At 67.1% G+C, this 20,800-nt stretch carries 21 protein-coding genes and 4 tRNA genes; 15 read left to right on the forward strand and 10 right to left on the reverse strand.

Going from position 1 to position 20,800, the window contains the following annotated elements; all coding sequences use genetic code 11:
• Positions 1-67: 67 nt before the first annotated feature.
• Entirely contained in the window at positions 68-1,069 is a 1,002-nt protein-coding gene (corA, locus tag IRG63_RS10025) for a magnesium/cobalt transporter CorA (RefSeq protein ID WP_168627349.1), read from the reverse strand.
• 92 nt (positions 1,070-1,161) lie between these two features.
• On the opposite strand from corA, the gene IRG63_RS10030 reads away from it, so the two are divergent.
• From IRG63_RS10030 to IRG63_RS10040, 3 genes are read left to right on the forward strand one after another with little or no spacing between them, the layout of a single operon-like run.
• The gene (locus IRG63_RS10030; protein WP_193510031.1) at positions 1,162-1,863 is read left to right on the forward strand and encodes an SOS response-associated peptidase; all 702 of its coding nucleotides are present in this window, start codon (positions 1,162-1,164) and stop codon (positions 1,861-1,863) included.
• Positions 1,864-1,911: 48 nt separating this feature from the next.
• Positions 1,912-2,532 (forward strand): SGNH/GDSL hydrolase family protein, encoded by a 621-nt coding sequence (locus IRG63_RS10035; protein ID WP_193510032.1) that lies wholly within the window; start codon positions 1,912-1,914, stop codon positions 2,530-2,532.
• Between the two features lie 28 nt (positions 2,533-2,560).
• Positions 2,561-3,139, forward strand: a complete 579-nt coding sequence (locus tag IRG63_RS10040) for a sugar O-acetyltransferase (protein ID WP_168627352.1) — start codon at positions 2,561-2,563, stop codon at positions 3,137-3,139.
• Between the two features lie 117 nt (positions 3,140-3,256).
• Here the strand turns inward: IRG63_RS10040 and IRG63_RS10045 are convergent.
• From IRG63_RS10045 to IRG63_RS10055, 3 genes are all read right to left on the reverse strand, one after another.
• Positions 3,257-3,331 (reverse strand) — tRNA-Val (locus tag IRG63_RS10045).
• Between the two features lie 13 nt (positions 3,332-3,344).
• Positions 3,345-3,418: transfer RNA gene (locus IRG63_RS10050), tRNA-Cys, on the reverse strand.
• A 41-nt stretch (positions 3,419-3,459) separates the two neighbouring features.
• Positions 3,460-3,531: transfer RNA gene (locus IRG63_RS10055), tRNA-Gly, on the reverse strand.
• 116 nt (positions 3,532-3,647) lie between these two features.
• Between IRG63_RS10055 and IRG63_RS10060 the strand changes: the two genes are divergently transcribed.
• Positions 3,648-3,720 (forward strand) — tRNA-Val (locus IRG63_RS10060).
• Positions 3,721-3,805: 85 nt separating this feature from the next.
• Positions 3,806-4,108 carry a hypothetical protein gene (locus IRG63_RS10065; protein ID WP_227412042.1) on the forward strand — a complete coding sequence of 101 codons (303 nt, stop codon included), beginning with the start codon at positions 3,806-3,808 and terminating at the stop codon, positions 4,106-4,108.
• Positions 4,109-4,421: 313 nt separating this feature from the next.
• Here IRG63_RS10065 and IRG63_RS10070 read toward each other — a convergent pair whose 3' ends face one another.
• Positions 4,422-4,817, reverse strand: a complete 396-nt coding sequence (locus IRG63_RS10070; protein ID WP_168627376.1) for an SgcJ/EcaC family oxidoreductase — start codon at positions 4,815-4,817, stop codon at positions 4,422-4,424.
• Positions 4,818-4,853: 36 nt separating this feature from the next.
• Positions 4,854-7,457, reverse strand: a complete 2,604-nt coding sequence (locus tag IRG63_RS14110; protein ID WP_193510034.1) for a LuxR family transcriptional regulator — start codon at positions 7,455-7,457, stop codon at positions 4,854-4,856.
• A 128-nt stretch (positions 7,458-7,585) separates the two neighbouring features.
• Between IRG63_RS14110 and IRG63_RS10080 the strand changes: the two genes are divergently transcribed.
• Genes IRG63_RS10080 through IRG63_RS10090 form a run of 3 tightly spaced genes read left to right on the forward strand, consistent with a single transcriptional unit; the run spans position 7,586 to position 9,248 of the window.
• Complete coding sequence (locus tag IRG63_RS10080) at positions 7,586-8,122, forward strand: hypothetical protein (protein ID WP_193510035.1); 537 nt, start codon at positions 7,586-7,588, stop codon at positions 8,120-8,122.
• A 2-nt stretch (positions 8,123-8,124) separates the two neighbouring features.
• Complete coding sequence (locus IRG63_RS10085) at positions 8,125-8,619, forward strand: hypothetical protein (protein ID WP_193510036.1); 495 nt, start codon at positions 8,125-8,127, stop codon at positions 8,617-8,619.
• Complete coding sequence (locus IRG63_RS10090) at positions 8,616-9,248, forward strand: hypothetical protein (RefSeq protein ID WP_193510037.1); 633 nt, start codon at positions 8,616-8,618, stop codon at positions 9,246-9,248. Before IRG63_RS10085 ends, IRG63_RS10090 begins: the two co-directional genes overlap by 4 nt.
• Positions 9,249-9,290: 42 nt before the next feature.
• On the opposite strand, the gene IRG63_RS10095 is transcribed toward IRG63_RS10090, so the two are convergent.
• From IRG63_RS10095 to zapE, 3 genes are read right to left on the reverse strand one after another with little or no spacing between them, the layout of a single operon-like run.
• The gene (locus IRG63_RS10095; protein WP_193510038.1) at positions 9,291-10,280 is read right to left on the reverse strand and encodes an ammonium transporter; all 990 of its coding nucleotides are present in this window, start codon (positions 10,278-10,280) and stop codon (positions 9,291-9,293) included.
• Positions 10,281-10,283: 3 nt separating this feature from the next.
• Entirely contained in the window at positions 10,284-11,033 is a 750-nt protein-coding gene (locus IRG63_RS10100; RefSeq protein WP_193510039.1) for a hypothetical protein, read from the reverse strand.
• Positions 11,034-11,086: 53 nt separating this feature from the next.
• Positions 11,087-12,115 (reverse strand): cell division protein ZapE, encoded by a 1,029-nt coding sequence (gene zapE / locus IRG63_RS10105; RefSeq protein ID WP_193510040.1) that lies wholly within the window; start codon positions 12,113-12,115, stop codon positions 11,087-11,089.
• 149 nt (positions 12,116-12,264) lie between these two features.
• Between zapE and IRG63_RS10110 the strand changes: the two genes are divergently transcribed.
• From IRG63_RS10110 to IRG63_RS10120, 3 genes are read left to right on the forward strand one after another with little or no spacing between them, the layout of a single operon-like run.
• The gene (locus IRG63_RS10110; protein WP_193510041.1) at positions 12,265-13,158 is read left to right on the forward strand and encodes a sulfurtransferase; all 894 of its coding nucleotides are present in this window, start codon (positions 12,265-12,267) and stop codon (positions 13,156-13,158) included.
• A gap of 21 nt (positions 13,159-13,179) precedes the next feature.
• Positions 13,180-13,620 carry a SufE family protein gene (locus IRG63_RS10115; protein ID WP_193510042.1) on the forward strand — a complete coding sequence of 147 codons (441 nt, stop codon included), beginning with the start codon at positions 13,180-13,182 and terminating at the stop codon, positions 13,618-13,620.
• The gene (locus tag IRG63_RS10120; protein ID WP_168627386.1) at positions 13,617-14,318 is read left to right on the forward strand and encodes a dihydrofolate reductase family protein; all 702 of its coding nucleotides are present in this window, start codon (positions 13,617-13,619) and stop codon (positions 14,316-14,318) included. Before IRG63_RS10115 ends, IRG63_RS10120 begins: the two co-directional genes overlap by 4 nt.
• On the opposite strand, the gene IRG63_RS10125 is transcribed toward IRG63_RS10120, so the two are convergent.
• Positions 14,308-15,510, reverse strand: a complete 1,203-nt coding sequence (locus IRG63_RS10125; protein ID WP_168627387.1) for an alpha/beta fold hydrolase — start codon at positions 15,508-15,510, stop codon at positions 14,308-14,310. The genes IRG63_RS10120 and IRG63_RS10125 overlap by 11 nt on opposite strands.
• A gap of 23 nt (positions 15,511-15,533) precedes the next feature.
• On the opposite strand from IRG63_RS10125, the gene IRG63_RS10130 reads away from it, so the two are divergent.
• The 4 genes from IRG63_RS10130 to IRG63_RS10145 all read left to right on the forward strand — a co-directional run bounded on the left by IRG63_RS10130 (position 15,534) and on the right by IRG63_RS10145 (position 20,761).
• Positions 15,534-16,127, forward strand: coding sequence for a DUF3000 domain-containing protein (locus IRG63_RS10130; RefSeq protein WP_370566234.1), 594 nt, complete (start codon positions 15,534-15,536; stop codon positions 16,125-16,127).
• A complete protein-coding gene (locus IRG63_RS10135) occupies positions 16,124-17,368 on the forward strand; it encodes an HRDC domain-containing protein (RefSeq protein WP_370566235.1) in 1,245 nt (414 codons plus the stop codon). Before IRG63_RS10130 ends, IRG63_RS10135 begins: the two co-directional genes overlap by 4 nt.
• A gap of 70 nt (positions 17,369-17,438) precedes the next feature.
• Positions 17,439-18,635, forward strand: coding sequence for a thiolase family protein (locus IRG63_RS10140; protein WP_168627389.1), 1,197 nt, complete (start codon positions 17,439-17,441; stop codon positions 18,633-18,635).
• Between the two features lie 2 nt (positions 18,636-18,637).
• Positions 18,638-20,761 carry a 3-hydroxyacyl-CoA dehydrogenase NAD-binding domain-containing protein gene (locus tag IRG63_RS10145; protein ID WP_193510044.1) on the forward strand — a complete coding sequence of 708 codons (2,124 nt, stop codon included), beginning with the start codon at positions 18,638-18,640 and terminating at the stop codon, positions 20,759-20,761.
• Positions 20,762-20,800: the final 39 nt, after the last annotated feature.

Consider the following 20,800-nt stretch of genomic DNA (forward strand, 5'->3'; position numbering starts at 1 on the left):
CGCTCGGGCAACGAGTTTGAGGGTGTTTCACCCCTAGTTCGCACCCTAGTTTTTACCCGCGTCGCAGCTACAGCCAGCGCTTGGCCTTGAACACGGCGTACAGCCCTCCACTCAGCAACGCCATGAGCACAAGAGCGAATGGATAGCCGACCGACCACGCGAGTTCTGGCATGTGCTCGAAGTTCATGCCGTAGATGGTTCCTATGAGCGTCGGCGCGAACAGGATGGCCGCCCACGCGGTGATGCGCTTGACCTGCTCGTTCTGCTCCACGCTGGTGCGCGTCATCCCTCGGGTGACGAGCGTTGACTGCACTTGGAGAGCATTGTCGAGCAACGCCCGATAGGAATCCACCCGGTCGACGGTTCGCACAACGTGATCGAGCACATCTCGTAGGGAGCGCTGCAGCTCCACCTCGACCGCATAACGGTCCGCACCACGGAGCAGGCTTTCCAGCATCTCAACGAGGGGATGCACTGCCCGCTGGAAGCGGATCACTTCGCGAGAGAGCGCGTAGATCCGCCGCGCCAGGATCTCATCGTCAGCCTCGCCGAAGAGCTGGTCTTCGATCTCGTCGATGTCGTCCTCGAGTCCGGCAACCACCGGCTCGTACTCATCGACGACCTCGTCGACGATGGCATAGAGGACTGCCTCCGGGCCGAGTGCCAGGAGCTCCGGCGACCGCTCGAGCCGTACGCGGACATCCGCAAGGTTCGGAGTCTCCGAGTGTCGCACGGTCACGACGAAATCTGGTCCGACGAACACGTGCAGCTCTCCAAACTCCACCGCCTCTTCCTCGTCCAGGTAGCGTGCCGGCCGGAGTACTGCGAAGAGGGTCTGGTCGTAGCGCTCAAGCTTCGCCCGCTGGTGTCCCTTTCTCGCGTCCTCCACCGCGAGGTGATGAAGCCCGAACTCCGCCGCCACAGAACTGAGCTCAGCATCCGTCGGCCGGTAGAGGCCGATCCAGGCCATCCCGTTCTCTGCGCGATTGAGCTCGTAGGTCTCCTCAAGCGAGCCGGGCGTCTGCACGCGTACCCCGTTGCGGTAGATGGCGTTGTCGACGAGCGGCATGAGGGCTCCGATCACGCGGGTTGGTGGCGTTTCAGACGGTATCGCATTCCTCAGTCGCGCTCCTGTCAGAGGCACATGGAACAATCGCTGGTATGTGCGGCAGGTTCGCTCTTGATGACAAGGCCAACGACTCGATCACCGAGTTCGTGGAGTTCTACGGCGTGAAGCGGCTCAGCGACTGGCAGCCGAACTGGGACATCCGCCCGACCGACCCCATCATGACGGTGATCGACTCCCCCAAGAACGGTCTCGTCGCTTCAACGGCCAGGTGGTCGCTCGTTCCGGGATGGGCGAAAGAGCTCAAATTGAAGTTCCCGACCTTCAACGCCCGCTCGGAGGAGGCGGCCACCAAGAGCGCCTTCGCGCCGTCGGTGAAGTCCAAGCGGGCGCTGATCCCGGCAACTGGGTACTACGAGTGGCAGACGCGCGGATCAACGAAAACGCCTTACTTCATCAGCGCGGGCCAGGACGAGCCGGTGATGTTCGCGGGCCTGTACTCGTGGTGGCGTGATCACTCCAAGGCTGATGACGACGAGAGTCGCTGGGTCTTGACGGCGACGATCCTGACCATGGATGCTGCGCCGCAGCTCGCAGAGATCCACAATCGGAACCCTGTGGTCCTGCCGCGCGACTGGTGGTCGGACTGGCTGAACCCCCAGCTGGAGGGTGACCAGAAGTTCCTCGACGCGGCAGTGCAGGCGGCCCAACCGGTCGCCGATGCCCTCGACTTCTACGAGGTCGCACCGCTGCGCGGCGAGGGTCCGCAGCTGATCGAGCCGCTGAACTCGCTCTGATTCAATTCCGGGCCGCGGCCGCGGAGGCAGTACTCTTCCGCAAGAACCATGAGATCACCCGTCGCGCTCACCCTTGCCGCAGCAACGCTCGCTGCCCTTGCCTGCTGCGCGTATCCGGCTGCGACCGCTGACGATGGATCGCTGACGTTCGCGGCTGTCGGGGACTCCATCACCGCGTGGGATCCCCCGTACAACTCAGACCCGCTGAACTCGTGGATCACCACGGCGGTGGGCGACGACCTTCAGCTCGGTGGCGGCTGGGCGCTGTCCGGGGCGCGGCTGGAGCTCATGCTCGCATCGGTGAAGCCGACGGATGCCGATGTCCTCGTGGTCATGGCGGGCACCAACGACGTGCGTCACACGACGCCGGTCGAGGATCGTCTGGCTCGGCTCGCCGCGGTGATCGAGATGATTGGGATTGACGAGGTCGTGATCGCGGCGATTCCTCCGCTGGATTCCGACCCGGTCGGCGCTCGAGTGTGGAACGACGCCTTGTCGGCTTATGCGACCGCACACGGAATCACTCACATCGACCCGTGGCGCACCTTGCGGTCACTCGACAACAGCTGGGTCGAAGGCGCGAGTGCCGACGGCACCCATCCGAGCCACAGCGCGGCGGCGGCGGCTGGGATGGCGATCCGGAACGAGCTGGTCACCCGGTTCGGTTGAGCACATTCCGGCGGATTACCGTGGATGCATGACTGATCCGAACCAGTCCGACGGCCGTTCGATGATGGAGCGGATGGCTGCTGGCGACCTGTACATCGCCGGCGACCCCGAGATGGCGGAGGCGGCGGACACAGCGCATGATCTGGCTTCCGCGTACAACGCGACGACAAGCAGGCAGGGACCGCTGAGGCGTGAGTTGCTCGGTCAGCTGCTCGGGGCGATCGGTGAGGACACGGTCCTCCGTCCGCCGCTGTACGTGGACTACGGCACGAACATCCGGATCGGTTCGCGCACGTTCGCCAACTTCGGGCTGGTTGCCCTGGACGTCGCGCCGATCACGATCGGTGACGACGTGCAGATCGGGCCGAATGTGCAGTTGCTCACGCCGACGCATCCGCTGGACTCGGAATCGCGCCGCGACAAGTGGGAGGCGGCGGAGCCGATCGTCATCGGTGACAACGTGTGGCTGGGCGGTGGCGTGATTGTGCTGCCCGGCGTGACGATCGGTGAAAACACGGTGGTCGGGGCGGGAGCGGTCGTCACCAAGGACCTGCCGGCGAACGTCGTCGCGGTGGGCAACCCGGCCAGGGTGATCCGCGAACTCTAGACACCCACCGAGACTGCAGATTCTGGCGCCTTCGCGGGCCATTCGGCCGGTTTCTGCAGTCTCGGCGGGGAAAGCTGGCTCAACGCAAAAACCCCCGGATTTCCCGGGGGTTTGCTCTGGTGGGCGATACTGGGATCGAACCAGTGACCTCTTCCGTGTCAGGGAAGCGCGCTACCGCTGCGCCAATCGCCCAGGTTGTGAAGCCTGGAGGTGGAGACGGGATTTGAACCCGCGTATACGGCTTTGCAGGCCGCTGCCTCGCCTCTCGGCCACTCCACCGCATGGCGGGACCCGCCAGCGAGGCTGACACTTCCCACTCGAGCGGATGACGAGATTCGAACTCGCGACCCTCACCTTGGCAAGGTGATGCGCTACCACTGCGCCACATCCGCATTTGCTCGCATTTCTGCGTGCTTGAAGACTCTAACCGATGCGCGCCACCCACGGCAATTCCGTGACGAGTGTCGCCAAACCTATGGCAAGATTGTGTGGTCGGCCCGGCCGGCGAGGGCGATTGGCGCAGTTGGTAGCGCGCTTCCTTCACACGGAAGAGGTCATCAGTTCGAGTCTGGTATCGCCCACAACAGAAGGGCCCGGAAATCGTTGATTCCCGAGGTTCTTGGGTCAAGGTTCAGTTGGGTGAAGGCCCATGACACAATCGGAGCCGTGGCAAAGGATCACAGGGCCCCATCACCAGTCGATGAGTTCGCCGCCGCGTTCGGTCGGAACAAGAAGCACCTGGGTCGGATATCCCCGGAGCTTGTCGAATTGCTGCTCGCGTACGGCCGACCGCCCAAGATGCCGACCTTCAAAGGCGATGCAGTCGAGTACGCCGCCGCAGTAACTCACTTCATCAGGCTCTCCTCAACGCCCGAGGCGATGGCACGGACGGAAGCTTTGCGGCGGTACTTCGAGGCCCGGTGGGGCGCTCGCAAGGATCCCACCGACGGGAGTTCCTGGGGCAGCTGACCGGCCTCCGACAACCGCAAGCCGCCTTGGAGCTGATGAGGTCGGTCCGGGTACCAGAACGATCGAGGACACGCGGGCCGCGCGGGTAGCCGCGGTGATCCTCGCGGTGACGGGCTCGGTCGTTCCAGTTGTCGGTTGGTGACGCCAGTGTCTTTCGGCTGGTTTGCCCCAAAGGCGGGGTGGGATCATCGACGAGTCGGACTCCGGCAACTGAGGGTCCACTCTTCGATTCCGGGGTTCCGGTTTTCCTTCACACGGAAGAGGTCATCAGTTCGAGTCTGGTATCGCCCACCAGCACTTCCCCCGCCACCCGTCAGACGATGATCGGCGTGGTCTGTGCGGATGCGATCCGCCACTCCCCTTCCCGCACGAGCACATAGGTCAGGCTTCCGGATGCCGGGAGCGCTGCACCGCCGTCGCGACCATCGTGCACGTGTTTCACGCAGCTGACGATCGCGACATCGGGTCGAAGGAAGACGATGTCCTCCACGTCAACCGTCGTCAGGACGTCCGCGAGAGGCGACGCCAGCGCAGCGCTCATCGCGTCAGCCAGGGCGGGCCGGCCTCGCACCCGGCGGCCCGCGATGTTCACGATCCGAACGTCATCCGTGTGCAGCCCGACGAATGCTTCGTCGCTCTGCAGCCGAACGGCCTCGGCAACCAGCCTTCGAATCTCGGCCGCATCGCCGCTGTTGTGGTGTTCACTCATGAGCGGCACAACCTGCTTTGCGCTGCGGCCATTCCGTCACTCGTCGGAATCGAGCAACCCCACCTCGGCGAGAGCCTCCCGCAAGCCGTCACGCGATGACACCCCGAGCTTGCGGTAGGCCGACTGCAACTGGGTGTCGACGGTGCGCACAGAGGTTCCCAGTCGCTCGGCGATCTCCCGCGACCGTTCCCGCGCCGATGCTGCACGCGCGACCTCGAGCTCACGCCGGCTGAGCAGCGGCGGCGGCGCACGATGGAACGGCTGCTCGTCGACGACCGACGCGATCCGCACCATCATCAGCTCCAGCTTGCGCCGCAGCTCAGCTGACGGGCGCATCCGCAGGGCCTGTGTGATCGCGTCGAGCACCGTCGGCTCCTGACCGGATGCCTCGACACGGCTCAGCACGCCGGGCAGCACCTCGAGATCCCGATCGCGCAGTGCCACCGCGAGCTCCTGGATGCAGCGGACGATCTCCAGTTCGGTCGGCGAGCGTTCGCTGATCCAGTCCAGCATGGTGGCTGCCCGGTCGAAGTGCCCTAGCCGAATCGGGATGCACGCGGCCAGCGCAGCCAGGAACGCGGAACCGCGATCCCCCTGCCCGGTGATCGCCTGCTCGACGACCTCGACGGCGCCGTCCAGGTCTCCGGAGTGGGCGCGAATCCACGCCTGCGCCTCCGCAACCTGGATGTACGCGTTGCGCGCGGTGCGCTGCGCGGGCGTCATCGCGTCGAGCAGACGCTGCGCCTCCTCGACGCGACCCTGTTTCGCGATCGCATTCGCCTGGTACCCGAGAGCAACGCCGAGCAGCCCGAGTCCGTCCCGCCACCGCAGCTGGTCCACCGCCAGGGTGGTCAGACGTTCCGCGTCGGCGAGCCGCCCGCCGCACTGGCGCAGGTTGCCCAAGAGCATCGTGTAGATGCCAATGCCGTCGTCCGCGTCGATGCGGCGCGCTTCGACGTACTCGGCCGCCTCCTTCACCTTGCCGTCGCAGATGAGTTCCACGAACCGCGCAAACCCCAGGGCCGCCGAGGCAAGCGGGTCGACCTGACCGATCTGGTCCTGGATATGCGACAACTCATCGATCGCGGAGCGCGCCGCAGCAAGGTCGCCGCGGGTGGACCGAGACACCACCAGAAGGATGGCCGACCGGATGGCAAGTTCCGGGTTCACACGGAACGCCAGGCGCCCCAGCAGTGGCATCCCGGCGATCACGTCTAGGGAGGCATCCCACTGCTTGAGCGATTCATCCAGCGCCTCGGACTCGGCGTTGATCCGAGCCCGGATGCGCTCGGCCTGGGCAACCGCGCCGGCCAGGTCGTAGCGGCGATAGGACAAGTGCTCGCCTCGGCGGACCGCAACGAGGGCAAGCTCCTGGGGCGTGTGAGCGAGCGCCTCGGCTTCAGCGAAAGCGGCCTCAGCCGCGGTGTGCTCGCCAAGCAAGGACTGGGTACTCGCGAGGGTGGTAAGAGCCGCGCAACGACTGGCCCGGTCGGCGTCGCGAGCGAGCAGAGCCGTCGCGAAGTCCGCCGCCATGACGAGATCCCCCATCCCGTACGCGTACCCCGCCCCCCACGCAAGCTCACCGATCGGTGGCGGCGTGAGGCCCTGCAGCTCGAGCCGCACGGCGTGAAGTCGGTCACGGTCATCCCCGGTGGCACGAAGCCTGCACACGGCCTCCGCGATGTCCTGCGTTGCGTGATCGTCCTGCGCGAGGCCTTCGGCGATGAGCGGGTGGGTGAGGCGGATCCGGTCTGTACCGAGTTCGGCCGCTACAAATCCGCGCTCCTCAAGCGCTGACACATGTACCGCCTCGTGCGCTGTGGCGGCCAGGATCCCGCGGTTGACTGGCTGCAGCAACGCCGCCAGGCGCAGCACGCGCCGCTGCTCGTCGGTGAGGCCTGTCAACCGGGTCGCCATCGCGTTGATCAGATCTGTGGGCGCATCACCCTCGTCAATACGGATCGTGTCGCCCTCTGGCCTGACCTTGCCCCTCAACTGTGCGCTCTCCACGAGCACACGCAGGTACAGCGGGTTGCCCGACGTGCGCCTGGCGAGCCGTTGCACATCCGCGTAGCTCACGCGCGCGTCGAATCGGCGGTCTAGCAATTCGCCGACCTGGCTCGGTGTCAGGCCGGCAAGGTCATGTCGAACCGTGAGACCCTCATCGACCATCCGCTGGATGGGCGCAGGGAACCGCTCGCCGAGACGCGCGGTCGCCACCGTCGGCACACCGAACGCGCGCACAAGCTGATACACCGCGGCCGCGGAGACGTCATCAAGCCGCGGGATGTCGTCGACGACAAGCAGGAAGCGCTCCGCCGCGCCCCCGATCGCCGACATCAGCGCGGGCACCGCGCGCTCCGGCTCAGCAGGGATACCGAATTGGGCAAGCAGCGGCCCGAACGCGCCAAGCGGGACCCCGGCGAGCTCGGCCAGCCCGATCACCTGTCCCACGGTTCGGTCATCAACGGCACGCGTGACCTCGGATGCGAGTACGGTCTTGCCGACACCGGCCGCTCCGACGATCAGTTGCACCCGGCTCGGCAGACGACCCAGGCCATCCGAGATCTCCGCAGCCGCGGTCGGACGCGGCACAAACGGCCATTCCGGCCGGGCGGTAGGGCTCCAGAGACCTGACACGGCTCTGATCGTAGTGGTCGGCGCGCGTACGTAATTCCTACTGATTGCGTGCGCGAGTCGCTCTGCCAGCCTGTCAAAGGCCGGCGCGCGGCGTCGGCGACCTAACGTCCTGCCAAGAAAGAGGCCTCATGCACGCTCGCACCTCCATCGGGTTGACCTCGGTCACCGCTCTCGTGACCCTCCTCACCCTTGTCGCCTGTTCGTCCCCGGCGATCGACCCGGTCGAAGACATCGCCGAGAACATCGTGGAGACCGAGCCGGATGTCGAGGTCGAAGCCCCAGAGCCCGGAGGCGATCCCGCGACCAAGGGTTTGAGCCCAGAGGCCATCGACGGCGGGTACACGATCGTGAAGATGCCGAGTGGATGGCCCGGCGAACTCCCGCTGCCGGATGGGCATCCGGTCACCGCGATGCGCAGCGGATCCAGCTTCTACCTCGTCTACGACCTGTCATCGGTCAAGGCCGGCGAGGAGGTCATTGCGTGGTACGAGAGCAAGAGCGACTGGACCCTCGAGGAGGACTGGGAGAACGACGGCGTCCGCGTGATGACCTTCGACAGTGTCGAGACCAATGACTACGGGCCGCTGCGCCGGGTGATACTGGGCCTCGGCATGACCGACTGGCCGACCGGATTCCAGTACAACCTCGAAGTTCGGGAGGACTGACCATGAGCATCCGATCGAAGCTTGCTGCTTCCAGCGCCGCAGTGCTGCTCCTGGCCGGACTCGTCGGCTGCACGGCACAACCACCTTCCGGCGATCCGGAAGACGGCCCCGACACGGTCCAGCCAGCGAACGTGGACAGCCCCGGTACAGACAGCGACACCGGCACCTTCATGATCAGTCCCGGGTGGCCGTGGCCGGCCGCGCTGCCGCGCCCAGCGCACACCATCACCTCGGAGTACACCGGCGAGAACATCCTCGGCGAGGGCGGCATCTACACCATCGAGTTCACCGTCCCGAACCTGGCTGCCGCGCAGGAGTATGCCGACGCGCTGGCAGCGGCCGGGATCAGCTGGATGATGGACAGCACGTTCCCGGATCCAGAGCCGGGTGATCCCGAGGTTTCGCTCGTCGCGATGGCTGGGGCGTACATGGCGACGCTTACGGTGGACACCGACTCGCTCCACACCGAGTTCAGCTTCATCGGAGCTCTGGAATGAGGCTGCGCCGGCATTCGTCGGCCCTGGCTGTCGTTGCTGCCACGGTGCTCTTGCTCGTCGGCTGCGCGACTCCGGGACCGGGCGGAACGGAGCCCGCTGGCCCGGGCGACAACCCGGGTGCGGCTGCACCCGATGACAACGAGGCCGCGGCGGAACGTGCCGCGATGGAGTGTGTGACCGGCGCCTGGGTGGCCGAGACGCCGGCGCTCCAGGAGTTCTTCGACCAAGCGGTGGCCAGAGCCGGAGCCAGTGACTTCCAGATCATCGCCGAGGGAAGCATCGTCTACGAGTTCATTGAGCACGGCTTCGGGCTGATCGTCATCCCAACCGCGTTCGCCATGCGGATGCCGACAGAGGTCGGTGATGTGGTCGGAACGATGACGGGGCAGGCGTCCGGAATGTGGACCGTGAAGGGTCAGTACATCCACGCCGCCGGCGAGGACTGGCAGATGGCCCTCGAGATGCGCTGGACCTTCAACGGCCAGGCGATCGAAGCGGACACCGGTGCCCAGTCGATGACCAATGGCTTCACCGACATCGACCGCTTCGAGTGCGACGGAGACGTGCTCGTGCTCCAGTCCCATGACGGACCGCCGCTCACGCTGGAGCGGATGACGCAACTCCCCTAGTCGCAGGGCCGGGCGCCGCCACCCGAAGGCACCCCGGCCCTGTCAGCGGCCGCGCTGCAGCAGCGACGCGACCGTGGCGATGAGCATCGAGAGGACTAGCGCGAACACCGTCGCAAGCGCCGTCACCGAGAACTGGCTGGCCAACTGGGTGGGCTGGCCCGAATACACGAACCCAGGACCGAGCGCGAAAACTCCGAGAAACAGGAGGCCCCAAAGCCCGCCGATCAGCAGCGGAGCACCCAACCCGGCAGCGGCCGGCCACGGCTTGAAGAGAGCGCCGCAGACCGTCCCGACCACGAGGCCGAGGATCACTGCGCTGACCGGTTCGAGGTACGCGCTGGTTCCGAGCGCGCCCGCCACCCCGGCGAGGACCCCTGCGGCGAAGCCCTCCCCCGAATTCCGCGCCGATTTCAGCCGCTCGACCACCACGACCGCCACGGCCGACGCAGCGGGAGTGAGCACACTGTTCAGTGCGATCACGGGGGTGAGCTCATCCACCCGCAGCTCGAAGCCGATGCCCGCGACAATGCTCGAGGCCCACAGCAGAGCAACTCCGATCACCGCCCGCGGATGCCACACCGCGGGAGCTCCGCGGTCCTTGAACGCGAGCACGAGCAGGAACACGCCGCCGCCGATGGCCACCGGCAGCGCGCCCGCGAAGTCCAGGGCACCTGCGGTGCGGTACAGCCACATGCCGCCGCCACCGAACACAACGAGCGCGAGCGGCAGGAAGACCAGCACCGAGAACGCAACCGCAACCCCGGCGGCCGCCGACGGGCCGAACCTCTCGCACGCGGCCATCGCGACGCCCATCCCGGCCACGAAACCTCCGGCGGGAACCAGCACGGCGAAGCCGAACGGCTGCCATCCGGCCAGCGCCGCCGCGATGCCTGCCAGACACCACAGCGCAAACAGCGTCACGGCAGCCGGCCACAGCATCCGCCAGTGCCCGCCGCCGTACAGCAGCACGCCGGGCGTCGCGATGAGGATGCCGACGACCCCCGCCACGAGCAGCAAGCTGTCAGCGAACATGTGTCATCTGTACCATAGGACCAGTGAGCCGCCCGGTCCGCTCCGAGCGCCCAGCCGATCGAGCGCCGCCCACAGCGCCACCAGCACGCCTGCGACCTCCAATGACTCCTCCACCAGCACCGCGATGTCGCCGATAATCAACAGTCCGTCCCTGTTGAGTCCGACGTCGGCTGTCGTCAGCAATCCGCCGAGTGCCTCGATCCCGATCGCGCCGGCAAGGTACAGCGCACCGCCAAGAATCAGCCGGCGCCGCAGCACCCGATCCAGCGACCGAGCCACCCAGGTCAGCCACACCCCCACGGCCACCGCGACGGGCGCGGCGATGACAAGCCAGAGGTAAGCGAACGAGACGTCGATACCCAGCGTCGCCGGCAGGTTCCTGAGCCGGTCCTGAAGCGCGGCACCCTCTCCCGCCGACAGCACAATCGCTGCTCCGGCCATGACCGCGAACGGCAGCCGTTCGCGCGTGCGCCAGTTGACGAGCATGGCTATGCCGAACACGACGGCGAGCAGGGCAAGCAGGAACGCGGAGTACCACGCGAACAGGTTCGACTCGCCATTCGGATGAAACGCATCCACCAGCGCGCCGAGGATCGGAAGCGACTGCCGGGCGCCCGTCAGACCGAGGTACACGTCGAGAGCGATCCCGATGACGCACATCGCGCCGCCGACCACGGCCAGCACCGTCACCAGCGCGCCGAACCGGAACTCCGGCCCCTGAAGGGACTGGGGCGTGGGTGTCGCCTGCGGCATCCCCACATGCTGGCACGGCGACACGATGTCGGCCTACCGAATCCGGCAATGGATTACTCGGGCGCCCCGGAGGTGAGCGAGATGAGACGCGAGATGGCGCGCAGATACTTCTTCCGGTACCCGCCGCCCAGCATGTCCTCGGCGAACACCGCATCGAGCGGCACGCCGGAGGCGACAACGCGCACCTGCGCGTCGTACAGCCGGTCGACGAACGCGACGAAACGCAGCGCATCCGTCTGGTGGTCGAGCACGGTAACGTTCCGCAGCCCGATCGCCTGCAGGCCGTCGACGAGCTTCGCGTAGCGCGACGGGTGCACACCCCCCAAGTAGGAGATGACCGTCGCGAAGTCGTCCACTGTCGCGTTGCCGTCCAGGTCTGCGATCGCCTGCTCGAGCGCCGCGTCGTCGGCGACGCTGACCGCGTGCCCCTCGACATCGCGTCGGCGGTAATCGAGCCCGTCAATGCGGATGGTCGTGAACTGACCAGCGAGCGCGTCGATCTCCCGCAGGAAGTCCTGGGCGGCGAAGCGTCCCTCCCCCAGCGCGTTCGGTGGCGTGTTCGACGTCGCCGCGATTCGGGTTCCGGATGCGGTGAGCTCGCCGAGCAGGCGAGACATCATTCGGGTGTCGCCCGGGTCGTCCAGTTCGAACTCGTCGATGGCGAGGAACGATGAGCCACGCAGCATCTTCACCGTCTGCGCGTAGCCGAGGGAGCCGACCAGCGCGGTGTACTCGATGAAGGTGCCGAAGTACTTGCGGCCGGGCGCGAGGTGCCACAGCGAGGCAAGCAAGTGGGTCTTGCCGACGCCGAAGCCGCCGTCGAGGTAGATCCCGGGAAGCGTCTTCGGCGCCTTGCGTCTGGAGAACAGGCCGCCGCGGGCGGGCTGCCACGCCGCCACGAACTCGCGAATCGCGTCCACTGCCACCGCTTGCGACGGGTAGTCAGGGTCCGGCTGGTAGTTGTCGATCGATGCGCCCCGGAACTGCCGCGGCGGCACCAGGTGATCGACGATTTCGGTGCCGGTGAGGGATGGGCGACGGTCAGTGAGACTGCCCGCCACCCGCACATGTTCAGCGGGCACGCGACTCTTTCCTTCGTGTAATGCTTGGACTCATCCGCCGCCACGTGGCAAGAAAGTGCGTAGATTCGTTGTGGGCGGCGCGAGATTCAAGCCTAACGCGCCGTGAACGCACCATTCGCCCGCAGGACGGGCGCTGACTGGAGGTAACAATGACCGTCGAGGTCGATTCATCCGAACGGTTCGCCGGCTACGCCAACCCGAACCGGCTTGTCACCACCGAGTGGTTGCAGGCGCACCTCGACAAGCCGGATCTCGTCGTCATCGAATCGAATGAGGATGTGCTGCTCTACGAGACCGGTCACATCCCCGGCGCCGTGAAGATCGACTGGCACACCGACTTGAACGACCCGGTGCTGCGTGACTTCGTCGACGGCGATGCCTTTGCGAAGCTGATGAGCTCGAAGGGGATCGCGCGCGACTTCACCGTCGTCATCTACGGCGACAAGAACAACTGGTGGGCCGCGTACGCGCTGTGGGTATTCACCCTGTTCGGTCACGAGGATGTCCGCCTGCTCGATGGCGGCCGGAACAAGTGGATCGCCGAGGGCCGGGAAATGACCACCGAGGTGCCCCAGCGCACCCCGGTCGAGTACCCGATCATCCCCCGCAACGACCACGCGATCCGCGCGTTCAAGGACGACGTGCTCGACCACCTGGGCAAGCCGCTGATCGACGTCCGCTCCCCAGAGGAGTACAGCGGTGAGCGCACCACCGCACCGGCGTATCCGGAGGAGGGCGCGCTGCGCGCCGGCCACATCCCGACCGCGCGCAACGTCCCGTGGGGCCGCGCCGCAGCCGAGGACGGCACGTTCAAGCCCATCGACGAGCTGAAGGCGATCTACGTCGACGAGGCCGGGATCGGCGCCGCCGACGACGTCATCGCCTACTGCCGGATCGGTGAGCGCTCTGCGCACACCTGGTTTGTGCTGCACCACCTGGTGGGCATCCCGAAGGTGCGCAACTACGACGGCTCGTGGACCGAGTGGGGCAGCACCGTGAAAGTGCCGATCGTGCAGGGAGAAGCGCCCGGCGAGCTTCCCTGACCGCGGTGGGATAATCGTCGGATGACTGAAACGGCGGTACCCCCCGCGCTCGCCGAGATTCGTGAGGAGTTCCTCGAACTCGAGCAGCAGGATCGACTCATGCTGCTGCTCGAGTTCGCGAACGAGCTCCCGGAGCTTCCGGAGCGATTCCAGGACCACCCCGACCTGCTCGAGCGTGTCACCGAGTGCCAGTCCCCCGTCTACCTCTTTGTCGAGGTTGACGACGAGCGTGTCGTGCACGTGCACGCGACGGCCCCCAGGGAAGCGCCCACCACGCGCGGATTCGCGTCGATTCTGGTGCAGGGACTGTCCGGGCTCACCGCCGACGAGGTGCTCGCCACGCCGGACGACTACCCGCAGACCATCGGCCTGAACGAGGCAGTGAGCCCGCTGCGCATCCGGGGCATGAGCGGCATGCTGGGCAGGACGAAGCGGCAGGTGCGCGCGAAAGCTGCCGCGTGAATCTCACGCGGCTCATTCCGCAGCCGCCGCTCACGATAGACACCACCGCCGACGACGCGGCAGCGCGCCTCGAAGAGCTGTACGCAAGCGAGGCCACCTGGTTGCGCATCAACATGATCGCAAGCCTCAACGGGTCAGCGGTCGGCGTCGATGGCACCTCCAACAGCCTGACCAGCCGCGTCGACCGGCGCATCCTCGGGGCGATCCGACGGCAGAGCGACATCGTGCTCGTCGGCGCCACCAGCATCCGGAACGAGGGTTACCTGATGCCGCGCACAGCCGCGCTCGCCATCGTCACGGCCAGCGGTGACCTCGAGGGCAACAAAATCCCGGCGGACCTCGCACCGGGTCGGCTGATCGTCGTGTGCCCGTCGCACGCCGCCGCGCGCGTGCGGAACCACCTGCCCGACACGGTTGACATCGTCGAGACCGGCGACGAGCGCCCGGATGCCGCCGGCATCGTCTCCGCGCTTCGCGACCGCGGTCACCGCCGCATCGTCTGCGAGGGCGGCCCGAATCTGGCGGCCCAGCTGCTGGATTCCGGACTGGTGGACGAACTGTGCCTGTCGACCAGTCCGCTGTCCGTGCCGTCGGTGCTGCCTGTGTTGCCGGGTCAACTGCCGCAGCGGCTCGAGCTGACCCAGCTGCTGGCCGATGACGACGGCGCGCTTTACGCCCGCTGGCGGGTCACGCGTTGAGCTCTGGCCGGCCGAGCCAAATCCGGATGGTGCCCACGAACCGCTCCTCGTCGTAGTTCCACAACTTCGTGTGCCGTGCGACGGTGAAGGCCTCCAGTTGCACGATGTCCGGCCGGGCTTTCGCCAGTGCGCGCGAGCCGGTCGAGGGCACGAAGCCGTCGTCGTCGCTGTGCAGGATGAGTATGGGCAGGTCAAGCTCGTCGGCACGGCGCACGAAGTTCAGGCGTGCAAGGTCGATCGGGTCGCGTTGGCCGGTGAGGATGCGCCCCCAGGGTGCGCCGATGGCGCGGAATACCGACCGACTCACCGGAACGGGCAGCCCCGCCTCCCCCGCGATCGCCTCGAGCGTGATCACCCAGTCGATCACCGGCGACTCGAGCACGACGCCGCGCACGAGCGGCGCGAGTTGGGACCGGGTGACCGCCTGAAGCACCGTCGCCCCGCCCATCGACCAGCCCATGAGCACGATGTGCCTCGCCCCGCGCTCCTGTGCGTACTGCATCGCGGATTCGACATCCCGCCATTCGGTGTCGCCGAGGGAGTATCGACCATCGGCACTCGATGGGGCGTCGCCGTCGTTGCGGTACGAGATGAGGAGGCTGTGGTAGCCGGCGTCGCGGAAGACCGGCACGGCGCGCAGTCCCTCCGGCCGGCGCACCGCCCGGCCGTGCACCTGGATCACCCAGCGGTCGGTGTCCTCGATGCGCCGGTCATCGTGCGCCGCGATGAGCCACGCCGGTGCTGGACCGAGCTCGGTGTCGATGTCGACGTCCTCGTAGCCGACGCCGAGGTCATCCGGGGTCAGGTACCACCATCCGGCGATCCGGCCGCTGCGGGCGAGCCGCAGTTCTCCGTGGCTCACGTCGTCGAGTCGCCTGGTAACCGTCTCGTCGGTCTCGCTGAGAATGTCGCCGATGCGCGCGTGACCTCTGTCGTTCGAGAACCACAGGCTGTACCGGCCGCTGATCACGGTGTCAGCGGAGCGCCGCAGCTCGATCGTGCCTTCCGTCTCGTCGACGCCGACGATCACGACGTCCTGTTGACGCTTGCGTGGCGGAACGATGATGGTGCGCGCGACAGCCGCGGTCAGCCAGGCGGTCGCGAGCAGGCCGAAGGCTGCAAGTCCCCCGACGGCGACAAGCCCGAGACGCAAGTACGGCCTGGGGTCGGCGTGCCTGCGGGAAACTGCCACCCTGAAACTTTAGTCTGCTGAACGTGTCCGACACCGTGACCGGTTCGCCGGTGCCAGCGCCCTTCGGCGCGGCGATCGACTCGATTCACGCAGCAACGCTGCGCAGTGAACTCGTGGTCACAGAGCTGCCCGCGCCGGGTTCGCTCGCACCGCACTCCATCGCGTTCGCGGCTGACGTCACCCCCGCGCGGCACAGCGACGACTCCGACCTCGCAACGGGCCGCTTCGTGCTGCTCTACGACCCCAGCTCTCCGGATGCCTGGGGCGGGCCGTTCCGCGTCGTGTGCTTCGCGCAGGCACCGCTCGAGACCGACATCGGCGTCGATCCGTTCCTCGCCGCAGTGGCCTGGTCGTGGCTGATCGACGCGCTCGACACTCGCGGTGCGCGCTACCACTCCCCATCAGGCACGGCCACCAAGATCCTCTCCACCGGGTTCGGCGAGCTGCAGGTCCAGGGCGACGGTGCGCAGATCGAGCTGCGCGCGTCCTGGAGCCCCGACGACAGCGCGCTCGGCCCGCACGTTGAGGCATGGGGCGACCTGGTCTGCATGCTCGCCGGGCTGCCTCCCGTTCCAGAGGGCGTCAGCGTTCTCCCGACTCGGCGCAAGGGCGCGTGACGGGCGAAGACGCGGGTGGCGGGACCCGTGAGGACAAGGGTGGGCACGAGCCGCTGCGCGTGATCGACAACCGTGACGACTACCTCGACGCTGTGCGCCAGGTCGCCGCGGGCACCGGCCCGGTCGCGATCGACGCCGAGCGGGCATCCGGCTACCGCTACTCCCAGCGCGCCTACCTCATCCAGCTCTACCGCGACGGGGCAGGAACGTTCCTGTTCGATCCTCCGGCCATTGGCGACTTCAGCGAACTGGCCGATGTCATCCGTGACGAGGAATGGGTGCTGCACGCCGCGAGCCAGGACCTCGCCTGCCTGCGCGAAGTCGGCCTCGAACCGAACCGCATTTTCGACACCGAGCTGGGGGCGCGGCTCGCGGGCCTTCCACGCGTCGGCCTTGGCGCAGTGGTCGAGGAACTCCTCGGCATCAAGCTCGCCAAGGAGCACTCGGCGGCGGACTGGTCGACCAGGCCGCTGCCCGAGTCCTGGCTTGTCTATGCGGCGCTCGACGTGCAGCTGCTCGTGCGGCTGCGGGCCGAAGTCGCCGCGCTGCTCGTCGAGGCGGGCAAGAAGGAGCTGGCGGAGCAGGAATTCGATGCGGTCCGCACCAAGGAGCCCAAGCCGGTGGTCTCCGAGCCGTGGCGGAGACTCTCCGGCATGCACGCCCTGCGCACGCCCCGCTCGCTCGCGGTCGCCCGCGCGCTGTGGCAGGCACGCGACGAGTACGCGCAGGAGATCGACACCGCGAGCGGCCGGCTGCTTCCGGATGCGTCGATCGTCGCGGCAGCCAAGGCATTGCCGCGAACGCGTGGCGAGCTTATGAAGATCAAGGAGTTCACCGGGCGTGCAAGCCGCACCCAACTCCCCCGCTGGCTTGCCGCTATCGAGGAGGGCATGGCGGCCGAAGACCTGCCGCCGCTGCGAGTGCCAGGCGATTCCATCCCGCCCGCACGGTCCTGGTCCGATCGCAACCCGGACGCCGACCGCCGCCTGCGCGCCGCGAAGGCGCAGATCACCTCGCTGTCGGATCGAGTCGCCATCCCGGTCGAGAACGTGCTCACCCCTGAGCTCCTGCGCCGCGTGGCGTGGGCGCCGCCGCAGCCGATCACCACCGAGAGCGTCGGCGAGGCCCTCGCGGGCGGCGGTGCGCGCCCCTGGCAGATTGACGCAACCGCACAGCTGATCGCGGATGCCTTTGTGGAAGTCGACCAAAGCGCCGACACCGCCCAATCCGACGATTCGTAGAAAGAATCAAAGGATTCTTAGGGCAAATCGCCCGACTCTAGGATCAGTGGGACTTGTCTGAGGAGGCACAGTGGTCGAGAGAACAGAAGTCGTCTTCGTCGATGGCGTTCGCACCCCGTTCGGGCGCGCCGGCGAGAAGGGCATGTACTGGAACACCCGCGCCGACGACCTTGCGGTCAAGGCGATGATCGGTCTGCTGGAGCGGAACCCAGAGGTTCCCAAGGACCGTATCGACGACGTCGCGATCGCCGCGACGACGCAGCAGGGTGACCAGGGCCTGACGCTCGGCCGCACCACAGCGATGCTCGCCGGACTGCCCAAGTCGGTGCCCGGTTACGCCATCGACCGGATGTGCGCCGGTGCGATGACCTCCGTCACGACGACGGCAGGCGCGATCGCGTTCGGCGCTTACGAGCTGGCGATCGCCGGCGGTGTCGAGCACATGGGTCGTCACCCGATGGGGTTCAACGCCGACCCGAACCCGCGCTTCCTCGCCGAGAAGCTGGTGAGCCCCGACGCGCTGAACATGGGGATGACGGCCGAGCGCATCCATGACCGTTTCCCGCACCTCACCAAGGAGCGCGCGGACCGTTACGCGATGCGCAGCCAGCACAAGCTCGCCGCTGCGTACGAGGCCGACAAGATCCAGCCCGACCTGATCCCGGTCGCCATCCGCAGCGATGAGGGCTGGGGACTCGCCACGCGCGACGAGGCGCCGCGCCCGGAAACCACCATGGAGGGACTGGCCGGCCTGAAGACGCCGTTCCGTCCGCACGGCCGGGTGACCGCGGGAAACTCCTCCGGCCTCAACGACGGCGCCACCGTGAGCCTGATGGCATCCGCCGCCGCGGCGAAGGAATTCGGGTTGAAGCCGAAGATGCGCATGGTGAGCTTCGCGTTCGCCGGGGTCGAGCCAGAGATCATGGGCATCGGACCGGTCCCGTCGACCGAGAAGGCGCTGCGCAAGGCGGGCCTGTCGATCGACGACATCGGACTGTTCGAGCTGAACGAGGCGTTCGCGGTGCAGGTGCTGTCGTTCCTCGACCACTTCGGTATCGACGACGACGACCCACGCGTCAACCCGTGGGGCGGCGCGATCGCGATCGGGCACCCGCTCGCGTCATCCGGTGTCCGCCTGATGATCCAGCTCGCCCGGCAGTTCGAGGAGCACCCGGAGGTGCGCTACGGCGTGACCGCGATGTGCGTTGGCCTCGGCCAGGGCGGCACCGTGATCTGGGAGAACCCGAACTTCAAGGGAGGCAAGTGACCATGGCGGAATTCACGCAGCTCGCTGAGCTTCTCAAGGACGACGAGGTAGTCACGCACTCCTACGTGCGGGACGTGCCGCTGAGCGGCGGCAAGACTCTCGCGCTCGTAACCCTCGACAACGGGCGCGACCACACGCGGCCGAACACGATGGGCCCGACGACGCTGCTCGAGCTGCAGCGCACCTTGCAGTCGCTCAAAGACCGCGCGTCGCACGGCGAGATCCACGCGGTCGCGGTCACCGGCAAGCCGTACATTCTCGCGGCCGGCGCCGACCTCAGCCACGTCGACGCGATCCCGAGCACCGAGGTCGCGAAGCAACTCGGGCAGCAGGGTCACGCGACGCTGGGGCTGCTCGGCGACCTGGGCGTGCCGTCGTTCGTGTTCATCAACGGCCTCGCGCTCGGCGGCGGCGTGGAGATCGCGCTCAACGCCGACTACCGCACCATCGACAGCTCCGTTCCGGCCCTCGCACTGCCGGAGGTCTTCCTCGGAATCATCCCCGGCTGGGGCGGCGCGTGGCTGCTGCCGAACCTGATCGGGATCGAGAACGCGCTCAAGGTCATCGTCGAGAACCCGCTCAAGAACAACCGGATGCTGAAGGCGAAGGATGCCCTCGAGCTCGGCATCGCGGATGTCATGTTCGAGCCGGCGAACTTCCTCGAGGACTCCATCAAGTGGGTCGACCGGGTGGTCTCTGGCACGACGAAGGTCAAGCGCCCGAACCAGCCGGGCAAGATCGAGCGCGCGGTCAAGTGGGATGCTGCCATCGGCATCGCCCGCAAGATGCTGCAGAGCCGCATCGGCACCGTGCCGAAGTCTCCGTACGCCGCCCTCGACCTGCTTGCGGCAGCCAAGAACACCGACAAGGCGACCGGCTTCGCCGCCGAGGACGAGGTGCTGGCCGGACTCATCACCGGTGACCAGTTCCGCGCGAGCATCTACGCGTTCAACCTCGTGCAGAAGCGCGCGAAGCGGCCGGCCGGCGCGCCGGACAAGGCGCTCGCCCGCCCGGTCACCAAGGTCGGAGTCATCGGGGCCGGGCTCATGGCCAGCCAGTTCGCGCTGCTGTTCGTGCGCCGCCTTCAGGTTCCGGTCGTGATCACCGACCTCGACCAGGCACGCGTCGACAAGGGGCTGGACTACATCCGCGGTGAGATCGACACTCTCCGCGACAAGGGCCGCATCTCCCCCGACGAGTCCAACCGGCTGAAGGCACTTGTCAGCGGGACGACGGACAAGTCCGAGTTCGCCGACTGCGACTGGGTCATCGAGGCGGTATTCGAGGAGCTGGGCGTCAAGCAGGACGTGTTCGCCGATGTCGAGCAGTACGTCTCCGAGACGGCAGTGCTCGCCACCAATACGTCGTCGCTGTCGGTCGACGCGATCGGCGCCAAGCTGAAGCATCCGGAGCGCCTCGTCGGCTTCCACTTCTTCAACCCGGTCGCGGTGATGCCGCTCATCGAGGTCGTGAAGGCGCCGAAGACCGACGATGAGACACTCAGCACCGCGATGGTCACCGCCGCGGCGCTGAAGAAGACCGCGGTCATCACCAAGAACACGCCGGGGTTCGTCGTCAACCGCATCCTCGCCAAGCTGCTCGGTGAGGCGATGCACGCTGTCGACACCGGTACGCCGTTCGACACGGTTGTGGAGGCGGTCAAGCCCCTGGGCCTGCCGATGGATCCGTTCGAGCTGCTCGAGCTCGTTGGGCTGACTGTCGGCGCGCACGTGCTCGACACCCACCACGCGGCGTTCCCCGACCGTTTCTTCGAGAGCGAGAACCTGCGCAAGCTGGCCGAGCACGGGAAGATCCAGGATCGGGACGGCAAGGGCAAGGTCAAGGGGTACGACAAGACCGCGCTCTCGATCGTCGCCGGCGGCACGACGCCGATGTCGGCGGACGAGCTGCGCATCCGGATCGAGGACGGCCTCGCCGACGAGATCCACCGCATGCTCAAGGACGGTGTCGTGGCCGCGGCCGAAGACATCGACCTGTGCATGATCATGGGTGCCGGCTGGCCGTTCCAGATGGGTGGGGTCACCCCATACCTCGACCGGGTCGGCGCCTCCGAGCGGGTCTTCGGCGGGACGTTCCACACTCCGCCGATCAGGGGCGTCGCGTAGAGCTTGAAAGCAAGAACGGGAAGCAGTCGTCAGACTGCT

Source organism: Cryobacterium sp. BB736, assembly GCF_014980265.1.
In the GTDB taxonomy this organism is placed as follows: domain Bacteria; phylum Actinomycetota; class Actinomycetes; order Actinomycetales; family Microbacteriaceae; genus Terrimesophilobacter.